Raw genomic sequence first — 17023 nt, 5'->3', positions numbered from 1 at the left:
GTTAAACTATATAAATAATTATGATAAACTATTAAGTAGGAAGATGAACGGAGGCTTGCCTTGTGATAAATCAGTTTGAACTTGTGGCGCAATACGAGCCACGGGGAGACCAACCAAATGCAATAAAAGAAATAGTAGATAAAGTTCAATCGGGGCAGCGGCATCAAACATTACTTGGAGCAACCGGTACAGGAAAAACGTTTACGATGTCCAATGTTGTTACAGAAATAAATAGACCAACACTTGTGATTGCACATAACAAAACCCTGGCAGGACAGCTGTATAGTGAGTTTAAAGAGTTTTTTCCAAATAATGCTGTTGAATACTTTGTTAGTTATTATGACTACTATCAACCAGAAGCATACGTGCCATCAAGCGATACATTTATTGAAAAAGATGCAAGCATAAACGATGAAATTGATAAACTTCGACACTCAGCAACATCATCTTTATTTGAACGACGTGATGTATTAATTGTTGCAAGTGTGTCTTGTATATATGGGTTAGGTTCACCAGAAGAATATCGTAGTCAAGTACTATCTTTAAGAATGGGAATGGAAAAGGATCGTGATCAGTTATTACGCGATCTCGTGGATATTCAATACGCGCGAAATGATATAAACTTTCAGCGTGGTACGTTTCGTGTACGTGGGGATTCGGTAGAAATTATCCCTGCATCTCGTGAAGAACACTGCATCCGGATTGAGTTTTTTGGAGATGAAATCGATCGGATACGAGAAGTAGATGCATTAACTGGTGAAATTGTGGGTGACCGTGAGCATATTGCCATTTTCCCAGCATCACACTTTGTTACACGTGAGGAAAAGTTAAAAAAAGCAATTGTTAATATTGAGAAGGAATTAGAAGAACGTCTAAAAGAATTGCGTGATGAGAATAAACTTCTAGAGGCACAACGATTAGAACAGCGTACAAATTATGATATTGAAATGATGAAGGAAATGGGATTTTGCTCTGGAATTGAGAACTATTCGAGACATTTAACATTTCGAGAAGCTGGGTCAACCCCATACACACTACTGGATTTCTTTCCAGATGATTTCTTAGTAGTTGTCGATGAATCACATGTTACACTACCACAGATTCGAGGCATGTATAATGGTGATAAAGCTCGAAAGCAAGTGTTGGTTGATCATGGTTTTCGATTGCCATCAGCAATGGATAATCGCCCCTTGAAATTTGATGAATTTGAAAAGAAAACCAACCAACTTGTGTATGTTTCTGCAACTCCTGGACCATACGAGTTAGAACATACTCCTGATATGACAGAGCAAATTATACGTCCAACAGGGTTGTTGGATCCTAAGATTGATATAAGGAAAATTGATGGTCAAATTGATAATTTAATCGGTGAAATTAATAAGCGTTCTGCTTGTAATGAACGCGTTCTTGTTACGACATTAACGAAAAAAATGTCAGAGGATTTAACCGATTATTTAAAAGAAATAGGGATCAAGGTGGCATACTTACATTCTGAGATTAAAACATTGGAACGAATTGAAATAATTCGTGACTTACGTGTAGGAAAGTATGACGTACTTATTGGAATTAATCTATTACGGGAAGGTTTAGATATTCCAGAAGTTTCACTAGTTGCGATCCTTGATGCGGACAAAGAAGGATTCTTACGATCAGAACGTTCCCTTATACAGACCATGGGACGTGCAGCACGAAATGAAAACGGTGAAGTTGTCATGTATGCTGATCGGATCACTAACTCGATGCAAGTGGCAATTGATGAAACAACACGTCGCCGTGAAATACAACATGCATTTAATGAAAAACATGAAATTAAACCAACTACTATTAAAAAAGATGTACGTGATGTAATTCGTGCTACTGTAGCTGCTGAGGACCAGGACGGTACCGAAGAGAAGACAAAGAGTCTTGCAAAGCTAACGAAAAAAGAAAAATCAAAAGTAATCAAACAAATGGAGAAGGAAATGAAGGAAGCAGCAAAGTCGCTTGATTTTGAGAAGGCTGCAGAACTTCGTGATATATTACTTGAACTTAAAGCGGAAGGATGACTTATCCATGCCTAGTAAATCAATTCAAATACAAGGTGCCAGAGCCCATAATTTAAAAAACATTGACGTAACTATACCGAAAAATAAACTTGTAGTCTTAACAGGATTATCCGGATCCGGTAAATCTTCACTTGCGTTTGATACGATATATGCAGAAGGTCAACGACGTTATGTTGAATCATTATCGGCGTATGCACGTCAGTTCTTAGGGCAAATGGATAAACCAGATGTTGATGCAATTGAAGGTTTGTCCCCAGCCATTTCAATTGATCAAAAAACGACAAGTAAAAACCCACGTTCAACCGTTGGTACAGTAACCGAAATCTATGATTATTTGCGCTTATTATACGCACGTGTTGGTCGGCCTACTTGTCCAAAACATGGAATTGAAATTAGCTCACAAACAGTACAGCAGATGGTAGACCGTATCTTACAGTATCCCGAACGAACAAAGATGCAAATTCTGGCACCTGTTGTTTCAGGTCGTAAGGGTGAGCATGCCAAGATCTTTGAAAAGCTGAAGCAAGAAGGTTATGTTCGTATCCGGGTGGATAAAGAAATGCGAGAAGTAACTGATGATATTCAACTTGAAAAAAACAAAAAACATTCTATTGAAGTAGTTGTCGACCGGATTGTTGTAAAGGACGGTGTAGCTAGTCGTTTAAGCGATTCTATAGAAACAGCACTTGGGTTGGGTGAAGGAAAGATCATAGTCGATGTTATTGGAGAAGAAGAATTGATGTTTAATGAAAATCATGCTTGTCCAATTTGTGGGTTCTCCATAGGCGAACTGGAGCCAAGGTTATTTTCATTTAACAGCCCTTATGGTGCTTGTTCTAAATGTGATGGTTTAGGAACAAATTTGGAAGTTGACCTTGAATTAGTTATTCCAGATTGGGGAAAATCATTAAATGAACATGCAATTGCAGCGTGGGAACCAATCAGCTCACAGTATTATCCTCAATTATTGAAGAGTGTCTGTAATCATTACGATATCGATATGAGCGTGCCCGTTAAAAAGATACCGAAAGACAAATTGGATATATTATTATATGGAAGTGGAAAAGAGAAGATTCGTTTCCATTATGTAAATGAATATGGCAATACAAGGGACAATCAAATTAATTTTGAAGGTGTGTTAACTAACGTCGCGCGCCGTTACCGAGAGACGTCATCTGATTTTATACGAGAGCAGTTAGAAAAGTATATGGCGCAAACTAACTGCCCGACCTGTGATGGTTATCGCTTAAAGAAAGAAGCTTTAGCGGTCTTGGTTAATGGTAAACATATTAGTAATACTACCGATTTTTCCATTACGGAGGCGAAGGACTTTTTCAGCAATTTATCATTAACTGAAAAAGAAGAGAAAATTGCCCGAATGATCTTAAAGGAAATTTATGACCGACTCGATTTTCTGAATAATGTTGGACTAGATTATTTAACATTGTCTCGTGCAGCAGGAACCCTCTCAGGTGGAGAAGCACAGCGGATCCGGCTTGCTACACAAATTGGTTCCGCTTTGACAGGTGTGTTATATGTTTTAGATGAGCCATCAATTGGTTTACATCAACGTGATAATGATCGGCTAATTAGTACGTTAAAACGAATGCGGGACTTGGATAATACCCTTATAGTTGTTGAACATGATGAAGATACGATGTTAGCTGCTGATTGGTTGATTGACATTGGACCAGGTGCAGGTGAGCATGGTGGTGAGATTGTTGCTTATGGAACACCTGAAAAAGTAATGAAAAATAAAAAGTCATTAACAGGAAAGTATTTATCCGGGGAAAAATATGTACCATTACCAACGAAACGCCGTAAGCCTGATAAGCGAAAAATCGAAGTTGTAGAAGCTGAGGAAAATAACTTAAAGCGTGCTACTGCAAAATTTCCGATTGGCCTTATGACGGTAGTAACGGGTGTTTCTGGCTCAGGCAAAAGTACGCTTGTAAATGAAATATTATATAAATCATTAGCAAAAGAGTTGTACCGAGGGAAGCATAAGCCAGGCAAGCACAAAAAGGTTAAAGGGATCAATCATATTGAGAAAGTTATTGAGATCGATCAGTCTCCTATTGGAAGAACACCACGTTCAAATCCAGCAACGTATACCAGTGTTTTTGATGATATACGAGATGTATTTGCACAAATGAACGAAGCAAAGATACGCGGGTATAAAAAGGGCCGTTTCAGTTTTAATGTTAAAGGTGGACGGTGTGAAGCATGTCGTGGAGATGGAATCATTAAGATTGAGATGCATTTTTTACCGGATGTGTATGTTCCGTGTGAAGTTTGTCATGGGAAGCGATATAACCGTGAGACATTAGAAGTGAGATATAAAGGGAAAAATATTTCAGAGGTACTCGGATTAACGATTGAAGAAGCACTTGAGTTCTTTGCAAATATTCCTAAGATCAAACGTAAGCTACAAACGATTTATGATGTTGGTCTAGGATATATTAAGCTTGGTCAACCTGCGACAACTCTTTCAGGTGGGGAAGCGCAACGAGTGAAACTAGCTAGTGAATTACATCGCCGCTCAAATGGCAAATCATTTTACATTTTAGATGAACCAACAACTGGCTTGCATGTCGACGATATTAAGCGATTGTTAAGCGTCTTGCAACGGCTTGTTGATAATGGTGATACTGTAATAATCATCGAGCATAATTTGGACGTCATTAAAACAGCAGATCATATTATTGATTTAGGACCTGAAGGTGGTGACCGGGGGGGCGAGATTATTGCTTCAGGGACACCAGAACAAATCTCAGAAGTAAAGGAATCCTATACTGGAAACTATTTAAAGCCTATTCTAGAGCGTGATCGAAATCGAATGGAAGAAACCTTTGCTAAAAAAGAAAAAGTAAGCGTGAAATAAGTAGTAGGGCAGCAAGCAATAGTATGCTTGCTGCCCTTTTTAAACCAGGAAACTAGAGATAAGTTCAAAACTTTTGACGCATAACATTCGTTTCGGTAAGGTTAAACAAGAAGTATGTTGGGAGGAAAAATAAATGAAACCAATTGATATTAATAGTGTACAAAAAACGTTAGAAAGTTTTATAAATAAAGATGTGTATATCCATATCGAAACAACTAATGGGGCCTATGCTAGCCATTTTGACGATAAAGCATATAATGTAGGTGCTTATGTACGGAACGCTAATGTTTCGTTCTCGCAAGCTAAAATAATTGGGGATGGAAAAGTGTATCGTGCAGGTTTGAAAATGGATAAGGGCTGGATTTATGCGGAAGGGTTAACAGATTGGGTGATGCATGAAGATTCGAAATTATTACTTGCTGGTCATGACCGCCAAGGGCGCCTAATGGTATCCTTGCAGGTCAGTGAAACCCCGTTTAATTACTAAAATTAATATATGTAAAAGGAAAGGTGATATATATGGAAAAGCACGTTGTTGTTATTTATCCACATCCAGATGATGAATCATTCGGGGCTGCGGGTACAATTACTAAATTTCGCAAAGAAGGAGTCCCGGTAACGTATTTGTGTGGCACGCTAGGGGAGATGGGCAGAAATATGGGGTCACCTACATTTGCAAATAGAGAAACCCTGCCTGAAATAAGGAAAGAAGAATTGATTCAAGCATGTCAAGTACTAGATGTGGAATTACAGATGCTAGGTTATCGAGACAAAACATTAGAATATGAGGACGTACAAGAAGTAGCAGAACATTTAAAAGGAATTTTAGAGGACATTAAGCCAAGTCTTGTTATTACACATTATCCAAAGCATGCGGTTCACCCTGATCATAATGCACTTGGAGCAGCTGCCATTGAAGCGGTTCGTTTAATGGATGAGGGAAATCGACCTACCGTTTGGGCTCAAGCTATTACTAATAACTATTATGATGTTCTTGGTAAGCCGGATATAAGTAATGATGTTACTCCATTTTTTGATAAAAAAATGGAAGCGATTCTCTCACATGATTCACAAGCTGGTGGTATTCTGGGAAAATTTAAAAACCCTGACGCTGATAATGATTTAAAAGAGGATGCTAAGAAAAGATTAGGCAAAGAACAATTTTATATTTGGAACTTCGGAGCATAAGCTTGAAAATCCCCACCTATAAAAATTAGAGCGTGAGGTTTCTTTATCTAATAGTTATAGAACCTTTTGATGCATTCATTCGTATAAATGTTTATCAGGAAGAGAAAACAGGAAAAACTAACTATAGGAATGAAAAGGAGGGGGATGATGTATGAAACGGTTATATCGATCAAGTAATGAACGTATGTTAGGTGGGGTTTTAGGTGGACTTGCAGAATATTTTAATATAGATGCAACTATTGTAAGACTAGTATTCATCGTAGGATTATTTATGAGCGCATTTACCTTATTATTTGTCTATATAGTAGCCATCTTTATTATTCCTGACGAGAGGGAGATACACTAATGCTGCTTCGCTGGTTTATATCTATATTTTTAAATGCTGTTGCACTAATTGCGGTAGCTCAACTTTTTGATGGCTTTCAACTTAAAGGTTTCGGTACAGCGTTGTTAGCTAGTTTAATTCTTTCTGTTTTAAATATCATCATTAAGCCAATCTTAATTGTGTTTACATTACCGATTACATTTTTGACATTGGGTCTTTTCCTATTTGTCATTAATGCAATTACCCTAATGATAACCCAAGCATTGATGGATGCATCCTTTGTGATAGAAGGCTTTGGAACAGCGATAATAGCAGCAATAGTTATATCGATTTTAAACCTACTATTAAATCAACTGGTGAAAGATACGATGAAAAAATAATGAGTAAGTTTGGTTGATCATTCAGCTACATCCAGCGCAAGCGCCTAGACGCTAGAGGCATAAGTCGTTTCTGCTTATACTTGACGTGTCTTTTAAGGTGATTGCGTTTTTTTAAGGCAGTTTTCGCACGCCCTGTTGCTTTTTTAACTACGTAGTTGATATAAACTGCGACGTAACTTTAGGCTTATTTCTAAGAACGCGTGCTATTGCCGCCGTCTGGGATCGCTACGGTCGGATGCTTTCCGCGGGCACGGCTTCAGCCTCCGAAGCGGTAGGTTAACCGTCACATCAAGTTATGTCGCAGTTTACATCTATTCTCTCAAAGGCAATAGTCTTTACGAAAACAGCCTTTTTAAAAATAAAACTTACCTATTACATCAGTGCAACTAAGGCTTTCACCATTAAAGTTTGGCGATAAGCCACGTTTTCTAAAATTCATTAATCCTTCTACTCCTTCCTAATAAAAAAATATGCTACAATAAAAATCAGTATTGTGCCTTCGGAGGGATAACATATGACCAAAGTTCGAACAAAGGATTTATTAGAAAACTTTAACCTGACACTTATTGCTGGGGAAGATGGAATACATAGAGAAATTACAACTAGTGACATATCACGTCCAGGTATTGAAATGACGGGATATTTTAGATACTATCCAAAAGAAAGACTTCAATTAATTGGTAAAACGGAAATGACTTATTTCCTTGACTTAAATGATGAACAAAAAAAGGATCGTGCAGAACGTTTATGCACAGATATTACACCTGGAATTGTTGTGTCAAGGGGGATGGAAGTACCTGAAGTGTTGATTGAGGCAGCAAATAATTCAGGAGTACCAGTTCTTCATTCTCCAAGGAAAACAACGAGGGTTATTAGTCGGCTGACGAACTATCTAGAAGTTAAGTTTGCACCGTTCACTGCTATCCATGGTGTACTTGTTGATATCTATGGGGTTGGTGTTCTAATTACTGGCCAAAGTGGTGTTGGTAAAAGTGAAACAGCACTTGAACTAGTTAAGCGTGGACATAGACTGGTTGCCGATGACAGTGTTGAAATTCGTCAAGAAGATTATGATACCTTGATTGGTAACTCTCCACCCTTAATTGAGCATTTATTGGAAATTAGAGGGCTAGGTATTATTAATGTTATGACCCTTTTTGGGGCAGGTTCGATTCGTAACTTTAAGAAGATATCCTTAATTATCAATTTGGAACTATGGGATCATCAAAAACAGTACGATCGCCTTGGATTAGATGAAGAAACGATGAAAATTATGGATGTGCATTTACCGAAAGCTACCATTCCTGTCCGTCCTGGGAGAAACCTTGCAGTGATTATTGAGGTAGCAGCAATGAACTTTAGATTAAAACGGATGGGCGTAAATGCTGCTGAGGAGTTTTCTGACCGACTAACAACCATGATTGACCAAGAAAAAGATGAAACAGAATAGGAGTGATTTTTTTGAGTTGTAGCGCACCTGAACTAAACAGGGTTTTTCTTGAAATTGGACCTCTATCAATCTATTGGTATGGTGTCATTATAGCTTTTGGCGCATTTTTAGGATTATATATTGCAACAAGAGAAGCAGATCGCTTAGGGTTAAAGAAAGATTTAATAGTAGATCTAGTCGTTTTTGGGATTCCAATTGCCATACTATCTGCTCGTATTTATTACGTTATTTTTGAATGGGATCGTTATGCTGATGGGCCTTGGTGGAATATTTTTGCCATTTGGGAAGGCGGAATAGCGATACATGGAGCGTTGATCGGTTCTGTTATTACCGCAGTTATATATGCACGAGTGAAAAAAGTTTCATTCTGGCAAATAGTAGATATAACAGCACCTGGTATCATCCTTGGACAGGCAATTGGACGTTGGGGAAACTTTATGAATCAAGAAGCACATGGTGGCCCGATTTCTGAATCTACATATAACAGTTTTCATCAATATTTACCTGATTTTATTATGAACCAGATGTGTATCGATGGTGTCATGTATCACCCGACATTTTTGTATGAATCGCTATGGAATATGTTAGTACTTATATTACTACTTGTATTACGAAGATATAACCCATTACGTGGTGAGGTATTTTTAAGTTATTTAATAGCTTACTCAGTTGGGAGATTCTTTATCGAGGGAATGCGCACAGATAGTTTGTATGTTATCGGGCAAATCCGAACAGCTCAACTTATTTCGATTGTACTAATTTTGGGTGCACTTGCATTAATCCTTTATCGTCGTAAATCAGGCTTGGCAAATAAACATTATGATGGTAAAAAGGTTATTAAGAAAAAATAAATGTTATAAACGAACAGAGAGAAGGAATATAGATTGAATGGAATTGCTTACCGTGGCCTACAACAAGGCTTAAGACTTATATGGACATTAGGGAAGGTAATCTTTCCAATAACTTTAATTGTTACCATTTTGAATTACACACCAGTCTTACCATGGGTCATTAAACAATTAAGCCCACTTATGAATATTTTGGGACTTTCTGGTGAAGCTGCAGTTCCGCTGGTAATTGGTAATGCCTTAAATTTGTACGCAGGAATTGCAGCGATTATTTCCTTTGACTTTACTGTAAAAGAAGTTTTTATATTAGCGATAATGCTATCTTTTTCGCACAATTTATTTGTGGAGTCGGCTGTTGCCTCTAAGGTTGGTGTAAGCTGGTGGTTGATATCCGGAATACGCATTGTTATAGCCCTGGTAGCAGGAATATTGATTAATTTAATTTGGAATGGTGGTTCCGAGCAAGCCCAATATGGTTTCATTTCCTCAAATGAAGTAGTACTTAATGGATGGGGAGAGATTGCTTTACACGCGATTCAAACTGCAGTTGTGGCAGTTGGCCAATTAGCACTTATTGTCATTCCCTTAATGATTATGATGCAATACTTACGTGAGAAAGGTTGGATGACTACTTTTTCCAATAAACTAGAGCCATTCACAAAGTTGCTTGGTATGAATAAAAATACGTCCATGACTCTAGTGGCTGGGTTAACAATTGGTTTAGCATATGGCGCTGGTTTAATGATTCAAGCAGTTAAAGAAGATGGTGTTTCACGAAGAGATATGTATTTAGCGTTACTATTTCTTGTTTCGTGTCATGCTGTAGTTGAGGATACGCTTATTTTTATTCCATTAGGGATTCCTGTTTGGCCCTTGCTTCTTATTCGTTTGACTACGGCAATACTATTAACCATGACTATAGCTTATATTTTAAAAAGACATGATTATCGAAAAAGGAAGGATACACATCATGAGCAGCATTCGTACAATACTATTTGATCTTGATGGCACATTAATTGATACAAACGAACTGATCATTGCTTCGTTTGTGCACACATTCCAGCATTATGGCAAGGAATTTACCCGAGAAGAAATCATTGAATTTAATGGACCGCCATTAAGAGAAACGTTTGAAAATACGTATCCTGATCAGGTGGAGGAAATGATCGAGACGTATCGTGAACATAATCTTTATCACCATGATAACTATGTAAAGCTATTTCCAAATGTAGTGGAGACATTAGAACGGTTAAAAAGTGAAAATATACAGCTAGGAATTGTTACAACTAAAATGCGTAAGACAGCAGAGAAGGGTTTAAAGGCAACAGGTATAGAACATTTCTTTGATCTAATTATTGCTCTTGATGATGTCGTGCATGCTAAACCACATCCTGAACCTGTTTTAAAAGCAATGGAACAATTTGATGCGCATCCAAAAACGACGTTAATGGTCGGTGATAATCCTCATGATATCAAATCCGGGATAAATGCAGGTGTACAGACTGCTGCGGTTGCTTGGACATTTAAGGGGAAAGAAAGATTACAAGCGTACAATCCTACCTATATGTTGAATGATATGGAGGATCTGTTAAAGATTGTAGGGGTGTAAAATATGCGTAAGACACAGCGATATTCTGTTCAAGAAGCTAATTCATTGTGGCAAATATATAAGACGGTTTCATTTTGGAAAGTTGTTAAGAACTTTATCGTCATCCAAGTGGCCCGTTACACACCTTTTATGAAAACAAAAAACTGGTTATACCGTACTTTTTTACAGATGAAGGTTGGTAAACAGACTGCATTCGCATTGATGGTGATGCCTGATGTTATGTTTCCTGAAAAAATTACAGTGGGAAATAATAGTATTGTTGGGTACAATACGACACTATTAGCACATGAATACTTAATAAAAGAATATCGTATTGGTAACGTTACAATTGGAAATGAGGTTATGATCGGAGCCAATTCTACAATCTTACCAGGTGTTACCATTGGGGATAAAGCAATTATATCGGCTGGAACCTTAGTTCATAAAGACGTTCCACCAGGTGTGTTTGTTGGTGGAAATCCGATGAAGCTTATATATACAAAGGAAGAAATGGAAAAACGGATGAACGATGATCAATTCTAAATGGTTGAGACGGTTGTTAGTATCCACCTCAGATTCCGCATCTTGGAATTTTGAAATAAATATTACTTTTCAAAAATAGAGGAGGAAAACGTCATGCAAACATATATTATGGCACTGGATCAAGGAACGACAAGCTCTAGAGCAATATTATTTAATCATGAAGGACAGATCGTAGAAACAGCGCAGAAGGAATTTGAGCAATTCTTTCAAAAGCCTGGGTGGGTAGAACATGATGCTAGTGAAATATGGACTTCCATGCTTTCGTGTATAGCAAATGTATTGCGTAAGGCTGATGTTGATCCAAAACAAATTGCTGGAATAGGTATCACTAATCAACGTGAAACAGCTGTTGTATGGGATAAAAATACAGGTAAGCCTATATATAAAGCTATTGTATGGCAATCAAGACAAACAGCGGATATATGTAATGAATTGCGTGATCAGGGCTACAACAACTTATTTCGTGAAAGAACAGGGTTATTGCTTGATCCTTATTTTTCAGGAACAAAGGTAAAATGGATGTTGGATCATGTGGATGGCGCGAGAGAAAAGGCAGATCGTGGGGAACTATTATTCGGAACGATTGATACGTGGTTAGTTTATAAGTTAACTGGCGGGAAAGAACACATCACAGACTACTCAAATGCATCTCGAACTCTGATGTACAATATATATGACCTGCAATGGGACGATGAATTGTTAGATATTTTAAATGTCCCTAAATCCATGCTTCCTAAAGTAAAACAGTCATCAGAGGTTTATGGTAAAACAGTAAGTTATCATTTCTTTGGACATGAAATACCAATTGCAGGAATTGCTGGTGATCAACAGGCTGCATTATTTGGTCAGGCCTGTTTTGAAAAGGGAATGGCGAAAAATACGTATGGTACTGGTTGTTTTATGCTTATGAATACCGGGGAAAAAGGCATTAAGTCGGAAAACGGCCTTCTTACTACATTAGCCTGGGGTGTTGATGGAAAAGTTGAATACGCTTTAGAGGGTAGTATCTTTGTAGCTGGTTCAGCAATTCAATGGTTGCGTGATGGTTTGAAACTTATTGAAAGTGCACCCGAAAGTGAACCCTTAGCTGAATCGGTAGAATCGACCGACGGAGTATACGTTGTTCCTGCATTTGTAGGGTTAGGAACACCATATTGGGATAGTGATGTCCGTGGAGCAGTTTTAGGACTCACAAGAGGCACAAAAAAAGAGCATTTTGTCCGTGCAACACTGGAGTCCTTAGCCTATCAAACACGTGATGTAGTTGATGTCATGATGGCTGACTCCAGCATTGAATTAAAAACGTTACGGGTTGATGGTGGAGCAGTTAAAAATAACTTTTTAATGCAATTTCAAAGTGATATGTTAGGTGTTCCCGTTGAGAGACCAATCATTAATGAGACGACTGCACTAGGAGCAGCATATCTAGCAGGCTTAGCCGTAGGTTTTTGGCAAAGTAAAGAAGAAATAGCAGAACAGTGGCATATTGATCATACATTTAAAGCTAACTTATCAGAAGATGAACGCGAGAAACTTTATGATGGATGGCAAAGGGCTGTCAAAGCAGCTCAAGCATTTCACTAAAAGATTTTATTGCGAAATATAACGAATGTGTTAAGATTAAAGTAAGTTAATAATTTGGCCGGAGAAATGGAGAAACCGCAAACTACTAATGGTAAAGAAGCCATTAGTGTGTTTTGTGGTTTTTATTTTCTCTTTGATAATACGATGTGCAGAATTTTTAAAGGGAGTGAATTGGAAATGGCTGTTTTTTCTAGTCTAAAAAGAGATGAAATCTTTACATCTCTTACAGAAAAACCGCTCGATATGCTAATTATTGGCGGTGGTATAACAGGCGCTGGAATAGCACTGGACGCTGTGACACGTGGATTACATATTGGATTAATTGAAATGCAGGATTTTGCTGCGGGAACGTCCAGTCGTTCCACTAAGCTTGTTCATGGTGGCTTGCGTTATCTAAAGCAATTCGAAGTGAAAATGGTAGCAGATGTTGGAAAAGAACGAGCTATTGTGTATGAAAACGGCCCCCATGTTACTACTCCAGGGTGGATGATGCTTCCTTTTCATAAAGGAGGATCATTTGGAACGTTTTCCACCAATATAGGGTTATGGGTTTATGATTTTCTAGCAGGTGTTAAAAAGGGAGAACGTCGAAAAATTCTCACCCCTGAAGATGCTTTATTAAAAGAACCATTAATTAAAAAAGATGGTCTTCAAGGTGCTGGGGTTTATGTAGAGTATAAAACAGACGATGCACGTTTAACCATCGAAGTATTAAAAAAGGCAGTTGAGAATGGGGCTTATGCACTTAACTATGCTAAAGTTATTGATTTTGAGTATGATCAGTCTGGTAAACTTGTAGGTGCTGTAGTTGAGAATCAAATAAGTAGGGATGTTCATACCATTTATGCTAAGAAAATCATTAACGCAGGCGGTCCTTGGGTTGATGAATTGAGAAGTATGGATGGTTCCATAAATGAAAAGTCATTGCAATTGACAAAGGGAGTGCATTTGGTATTTTCAAACGAACGTTTTCCTTTGCAACAGGCCATTTATTTTGATGCTCCAGATGGACGCATGATTTTTGCAATACCCCGTGATCATAAAACATATGTGGGTACAACGGATACAAGTTATGAAGGTGATATAGCTCATCCTACCATGACGAAAAAGGATAGAAATTATATACTGGATGCTATCAATTATATGTTTCCTACAATAGATATGAAAGTTAATGATGTTGAATCAAGTTGGGCAGGGTTACGTCCACTCATAGCTGAAGAAGGAAAGAATCCAGGCGAGATATCCCGAAAAGATGAAATTTTCGTTTCTGATTCAGGTTTGATCTCGATGGCTGGAGGTAAATTGACAGGTTATCGAAAAATGGCACATGAAGCTGTGGATAAAGTTGTCGGTTTATTGAAAGAAGAAGATGGGATTTTATATTCCGAATCGGATACAAAGCACCTACCTATTTCAGGTGGAAATGTCGGTGGTTCAGAAGGGTTTAAGCGTTTTAAGCAACAGAAAATATCTGAAGGTATCTCACTTGGATTAGACGAAGAAACAGTGTTAAAGCTGGTTAAAACATATGGTTCAAATATTGACATTATTTTCGATATTTATGAAAGTGAAAAAGACACGGCTATTTTAGAAAATATCGATCCTATTGTGTTTACGGAGTTAGTTTATGCCATGAAATACGAATCAGCTTATAAACCAGTAGATTTCTTTATACGACGTACAGGTGCATTATTTTTTGCCATTGATTGGGTAAATAATCATAAAGAAAATGTTATTAACTATATGGCTAAAACGTTACAGTGGAGTAATGAACAAAGAAAAGTGTTTGTCGAAGAACTTGAACAATCATTAAGGGAAGCGGTAGTTCCAGAAAACGATTAAAATAGTTTAAAAACGTGCTTGGCATGGCTAACGGGTTCACTTCAGAGGTGCAAACATTAAAACACATCATACAGCACACGGGTTTTCACAAGAGAAATCTCGTGTGTATTTCTATTGCTATATCAAGGTTTGAAATAGTTTTTAATGTCTATTCACAGAATAATTCACAAGGGTGATTTATTCTGTGAATAGGGATAGAGCAATGCTTATTCCACTATTGCAGTGATTCTTGTTACGTCACTTGTATGGGTCCGTTTGGTTATCTTCTGAAATGGATAATAAAAATGAGTTATATTAACGTGTATCTTTTAAGCTGCTTTAGTCATTTTATGTAATATCCTTTATTACGAGTTCCCAAACATTTATAAAACTCCTTTAGAAATTATGAGAATTTAATCTACGAAGCCCCATTAGAGCTACTGGCTATATACTCCACGATATTCCCTGATTTTATAGGAATGATATTACGCTTGCCAACTGTGATTGCTCAAAAGGAGCAGTCGCTCCTTGTGTAAACAGGTATATATAGACGAACGAACTTTAAGCGGACCCCAGTGCCCTTATTTGTGTCAAAAACAGTGATTTTTAAGGTCAAGCGGACTCAGGGGATCTTATTGCATAAAAAAACAGTCTATAACTCTGGAAATGTTACAAATAAGGTCTTCTGAGTCCGCCACCACGATAATTATACATAATGAAAGGAAATAAGGTTCACTGAGTCCGCAAAAAAGATAGGCTGTCTTATGTTCAAGCAGTATAATTTCTATTTAAGTAAGGAGTGCTTTAGTGAAAGATGAACAATAAGTTATTGTGCTAATATGGCAGGCTGGTGGAAGGAGTGGGGATTCAGATGAATATTAGAAGAGCAATTTTATCAGACGCAGAAGGAATCGCAAAAGTACACGTTGATAGTTGGATATCTACTTATAAAAACATTGTACCAGACTCATTTCTTGACCAGCTCTCGTATAAACAACGAGCGTCATTATGGGAACGCAATATAGCTAAAGAGGGAAATTATGTATTTATTGCTATTTCGGATGATGGAGAAATCGTTGGATTTGCAGATTGTGGAAAAAGAGATAGTAATAGTGTGGAGAACTCTGGGGACTTAACATCTATTTATTTACTTCAAGAGCATCATGGCAAAGGTATTGGGAAGCTACTTATGAAACAACTTTTTCTTCAATTTAAGGAACTTGGACTCCATAGAGTTTTTGTTGAAGTTTTAGAAGATAATAAAACCTGTTATTTCTATGAATATTATGGTGCTAATTTACATAAATCAGAAACGATTACAATTGCAAGTGCAGAACTGAAACTTCTTATATACGAGTGGGATAACCTTAACCAAGTATTAAATAAGTTCGATTAATTATTATTCAACAAACGCGATTGTTTAACAACAGATATAAGACAGAAAAATGGCTTGGTGAAATATCCAAAGCCATTTTTTACTGTGAATTTAATAGTGAAAATTATGTGATTATAGGTGTGATTTAACTTGTGATTCACTGTTTTGCACCTCATAAGTGAACCCGTTTTAATCCTTAGGTGCAGATAGCCGTCGTGCATACAATGAGGCAAAGCAATATGCGTGTGATCGAGAAGCCTTTGGTCAAACATTAACAAATTATCCGATGATTCGGGATACGTTAGTTGATCTAGCAGTTAAATTAGAAGTGGAGACAAGTGAAACTTTTGAATTAATAGCGCTTTTTGATGAGGTAATGCCAAAAACACAAATGCTACGAATGAGGATCGAGCTCGTCTAAGGCTGTATATAGCTATTTTAAAAAAGGAAACTGCAGAGCAATCCATCCATTTTTGTCATGAAGCAATTGAAATACATGGTGGAAACGGGTATATTGAAGACTTCGTTACACCAAGATTATTGCGTGATGCTCAAGTTTTAACGGTATGGGAAGGGACTGCCAATTTACTTGGGTTAGAAGTATTACGCTTGCTTGAAAAGTTTGAAGTTCATCCATTATTTTTGAATAAGATGAAAGATAGGTTAACTATCATGTCTGAAACAACAAAAGAACTAGCTGCACCAATCTATGATGCGATGGAAAAATTAGCAGAATCACTTGAATTATTATCCCAAATGATGAAAAAGTTCGTTTAATGTACCCGAGAAAAATAGCAAAACAGATGGTTGATATTTTTGAGGGAGTAGTTGCGTTACGAAATATTGAGCTGAGCAAACAGGAAGATCGGGAAAGATCTATGGTAATTGCAAAGATTTATTTAGAAAAAACATTTGGCAACAGAGAAGAGTATCGTGCAGAACCTTTATCACTAAGCTACTTTAACATGATTGTGATGAACAGCTAATAACGA

Annotated in this window: 16 protein-coding genes and 2 pseudogenes; all 18 read left to right on the top strand. The window is 37.4% G+C overall.

Going from position 1 to position 17023, the window contains the following annotated elements:
- The first annotated feature begins 62 nt into the window (after positions 1-62).
- The 18 genes and pseudogenes from uvrB to ACFQ3N_RS10635 all read left to right on the top strand — a co-directional run bounded on the left by uvrB (position 63) and on the right by ACFQ3N_RS10635 (position 17017).
- A complete protein-coding gene (gene uvrB, locus ACFQ3N_RS10720; RefSeq protein WP_390362224.1) occupies positions 63-2045 on the top strand; it encodes an excinuclease ABC subunit UvrB in 1983 nt (660 codons plus the stop codon).
- A gap of 7 nt (positions 2046-2052) precedes the next feature.
- Positions 2053-4929, top strand: a complete 2877-nt coding sequence (gene uvrA, locus ACFQ3N_RS10715; RefSeq protein ID WP_390362222.1) for an excinuclease ABC subunit UvrA — start codon at positions 2053-2055, stop codon at positions 4927-4929.
- Between the two features lie 133 nt (positions 4930-5062).
- Positions 5063-5416 carry a YojF family protein gene (locus ACFQ3N_RS10710; RefSeq protein WP_390362220.1) on the top strand — a complete coding sequence of 118 codons (354 nt, stop codon included), beginning with the start codon at positions 5063-5065 and terminating at the stop codon, positions 5414-5416.
- Positions 5417-5448: 32 nt separating this feature from the next.
- On the top strand, positions 5449-6117 hold the full coding sequence (gene bshB2 / locus ACFQ3N_RS10705; RefSeq protein ID WP_390362218.1) for a bacillithiol biosynthesis deacetylase BshB2: 669 nt from the start codon (positions 5449-5451) through the stop codon (positions 6115-6117).
- A 151-nt stretch (positions 6118-6268) separates the two neighbouring features.
- Positions 6269-6463, top strand: a complete 195-nt coding sequence (locus tag ACFQ3N_RS10700) for a PspC domain-containing protein (protein WP_390362216.1) — start codon at positions 6269-6271, stop codon at positions 6461-6463.
- Entirely contained in the window at positions 6463-6822 is a 360-nt protein-coding gene (locus ACFQ3N_RS10695; RefSeq protein WP_390362214.1) for a phage holin family protein, read from the top strand. The genes ACFQ3N_RS10700 and ACFQ3N_RS10695 overlap by 1 nt, the downstream gene beginning before the upstream one ends.
- A 514-nt stretch (positions 6823-7336) precedes the next feature.
- On the top strand, positions 7337-8272 hold the full coding sequence (gene hprK / locus ACFQ3N_RS10690) for an HPr(Ser) kinase/phosphatase (RefSeq protein ID WP_390362212.1): 936 nt from the start codon (positions 7337-7339) through the stop codon (positions 8270-8272).
- A gap of 11 nt (positions 8273-8283) precedes the next feature.
- Complete coding sequence (lgt, locus tag ACFQ3N_RS10685) at positions 8284-9123, top strand: prolipoprotein diacylglyceryl transferase (protein WP_390362210.1); 840 nt, start codon at positions 8284-8286, stop codon at positions 9121-9123.
- Positions 9124-9156: 33 nt separating this feature from the next.
- Entirely contained in the window at positions 9157-10119 is a 963-nt protein-coding gene (locus ACFQ3N_RS10680; protein WP_390362208.1) for a nucleoside recognition domain-containing protein, read from the top strand.
- Positions 10091-10729: a pyrophosphatase PpaX gene (gene ppaX, locus ACFQ3N_RS10675; RefSeq protein ID WP_390362206.1), complete on the top strand. Its 639-nt coding sequence runs from the start codon at positions 10091-10093 to the stop codon at positions 10727-10729. The genes ACFQ3N_RS10680 and ppaX overlap by 29 nt, the downstream gene beginning before the upstream one ends.
- 3 nt (positions 10730-10732) lie before the next feature.
- On the top strand, positions 10733-11251 hold the full coding sequence (locus ACFQ3N_RS10670; RefSeq protein WP_390362204.1) for an acyltransferase: 519 nt from the start codon (positions 10733-10735) through the stop codon (positions 11249-11251).
- A 93-nt stretch (positions 11252-11344) separates the two neighbouring features.
- The gene (glpK, locus tag ACFQ3N_RS10665; protein WP_390362202.1) at positions 11345-12835 is read left to right on the top strand and encodes a glycerol kinase GlpK; all 1491 of its coding nucleotides are present in this window, start codon (positions 11345-11347) and stop codon (positions 12833-12835) included.
- A gap of 177 nt (positions 12836-13012) precedes the next feature.
- Positions 13013-14677, top strand: coding sequence for a glycerol-3-phosphate dehydrogenase/oxidase (locus ACFQ3N_RS10660; protein ID WP_390362307.1), 1665 nt, complete (start codon positions 13013-13015; stop codon positions 14675-14677).
- An 850-nt stretch (positions 14678-15527) separates the two neighbouring features.
- Positions 15528-16052 carry a GNAT family N-acetyltransferase gene (locus ACFQ3N_RS10655; RefSeq protein WP_390362200.1) on the top strand — a complete coding sequence of 175 codons (525 nt, stop codon included), beginning with the start codon at positions 15528-15530 and terminating at the stop codon, positions 16050-16052.
- Positions 16053-16251: 199 nt separating this feature from the next.
- A pseudogene (locus ACFQ3N_RS10650) lies at positions 16252-16452 on the top strand (acyl-CoA dehydrogenase family protein); the annotation flags it as partial.
- A 2-nt stretch (positions 16453-16454) separates the two neighbouring features.
- Positions 16455-16565 (top strand): annotated as a pseudogene (locus ACFQ3N_RS10645) (hypothetical protein); the annotation flags it as partial.
- Between the two features lie 6 nt (positions 16566-16571).
- Entirely contained in the window at positions 16572-16808 is a 237-nt protein-coding gene (locus tag ACFQ3N_RS10640; protein ID WP_390362198.1) for a hypothetical protein, read from the top strand.
- Positions 16808-17017 carry a hypothetical protein gene (locus tag ACFQ3N_RS10635; RefSeq protein WP_390362196.1) on the top strand — a complete coding sequence of 70 codons (210 nt, stop codon included), beginning with the start codon at positions 16808-16810 and terminating at the stop codon, positions 17015-17017. Before ACFQ3N_RS10640 ends, ACFQ3N_RS10635 begins: the two co-directional genes overlap by 1 nt.
- Positions 17018-17023 lie beyond the last annotated feature (6 nt).

The organism is Virgibacillus byunsanensis (assembly GCF_042675965.1).
GTDB classification, from domain to species: Bacteria; Bacillota; Bacilli; order Bacillales; family Amphibacillaceae; genus Virgibacillus_R; species Virgibacillus_R byunsanensis.
Note: the sequence above shows the minus strand (reverse complement) of the source record. Positions and strands in the feature narration are given on the sequence as shown.

What these genes read in the sequence shown, in the direction of transcription:
- ACFQ3N_RS10635 (WP_390362196.1), top strand. Translation starts at nt 16,808, where the DNA reads ATGTACCCGAGAAAAATAGCAAAACAGATGGTTGATATTTTTGAGGGA.
- bshB2 (WP_390362218.1), top strand. Translation starts at nt 5,449, where the DNA reads ATGGAAAAGCACGTTGTTGTTATTTATCCACATCCAGATGATGAATCA.
- hprK (WP_390362212.1), top strand. Translation starts at nt 7,337, where the DNA reads ATGACCAAAGTTCGAACAAAGGATTTATTAGAAAACTTTAACCTGACA.
- ACFQ3N_RS10655 (WP_390362200.1), top strand. Translation starts at nt 15,528, where the DNA reads ATGAATATTAGAAGAGCAATTTTATCAGACGCAGAAGGAATCGCAAAA.
- uvrA (WP_390362222.1), top strand. Translation starts at nt 2,053, where the DNA reads ATGCCTAGTAAATCAATTCAAATACAAGGTGCCAGAGCCCATAATTTA.
- glpK (WP_390362202.1), top strand. Translation starts at nt 11,345, where the DNA reads ATGCAAACATATATTATGGCACTGGATCAAGGAACGACAAGCTCTAGA.
- ACFQ3N_RS10660 (WP_390362307.1), top strand. Translation starts at nt 13,013, where the DNA reads ATGGCTGTTTTTTCTAGTCTAAAAAGAGATGAAATCTTTACATCTCTT.
- ppaX (WP_390362206.1), top strand. Translation starts at nt 10,091, where the DNA reads ATGAGCAGCATTCGTACAATACTATTTGATCTTGATGGCACATTAATT.
- ACFQ3N_RS10700 (WP_390362216.1), top strand. Translation starts at nt 6,269, where the DNA reads ATGAAACGGTTATATCGATCAAGTAATGAACGTATGTTAGGTGGGGTT.
- ACFQ3N_RS10710 (WP_390362220.1), top strand. Translation starts at nt 5,063, where the DNA reads ATGAAACCAATTGATATTAATAGTGTACAAAAAACGTTAGAAAGTTTT.
- ACFQ3N_RS10695 (WP_390362214.1), top strand. Translation starts at nt 6,463, where the DNA reads ATGCTGCTTCGCTGGTTTATATCTATATTTTTAAATGCTGTTGCACTA.
- ACFQ3N_RS10670 (WP_390362204.1), top strand. Translation starts at nt 10,733, where the DNA reads ATGCGTAAGACACAGCGATATTCTGTTCAAGAAGCTAATTCATTGTGG.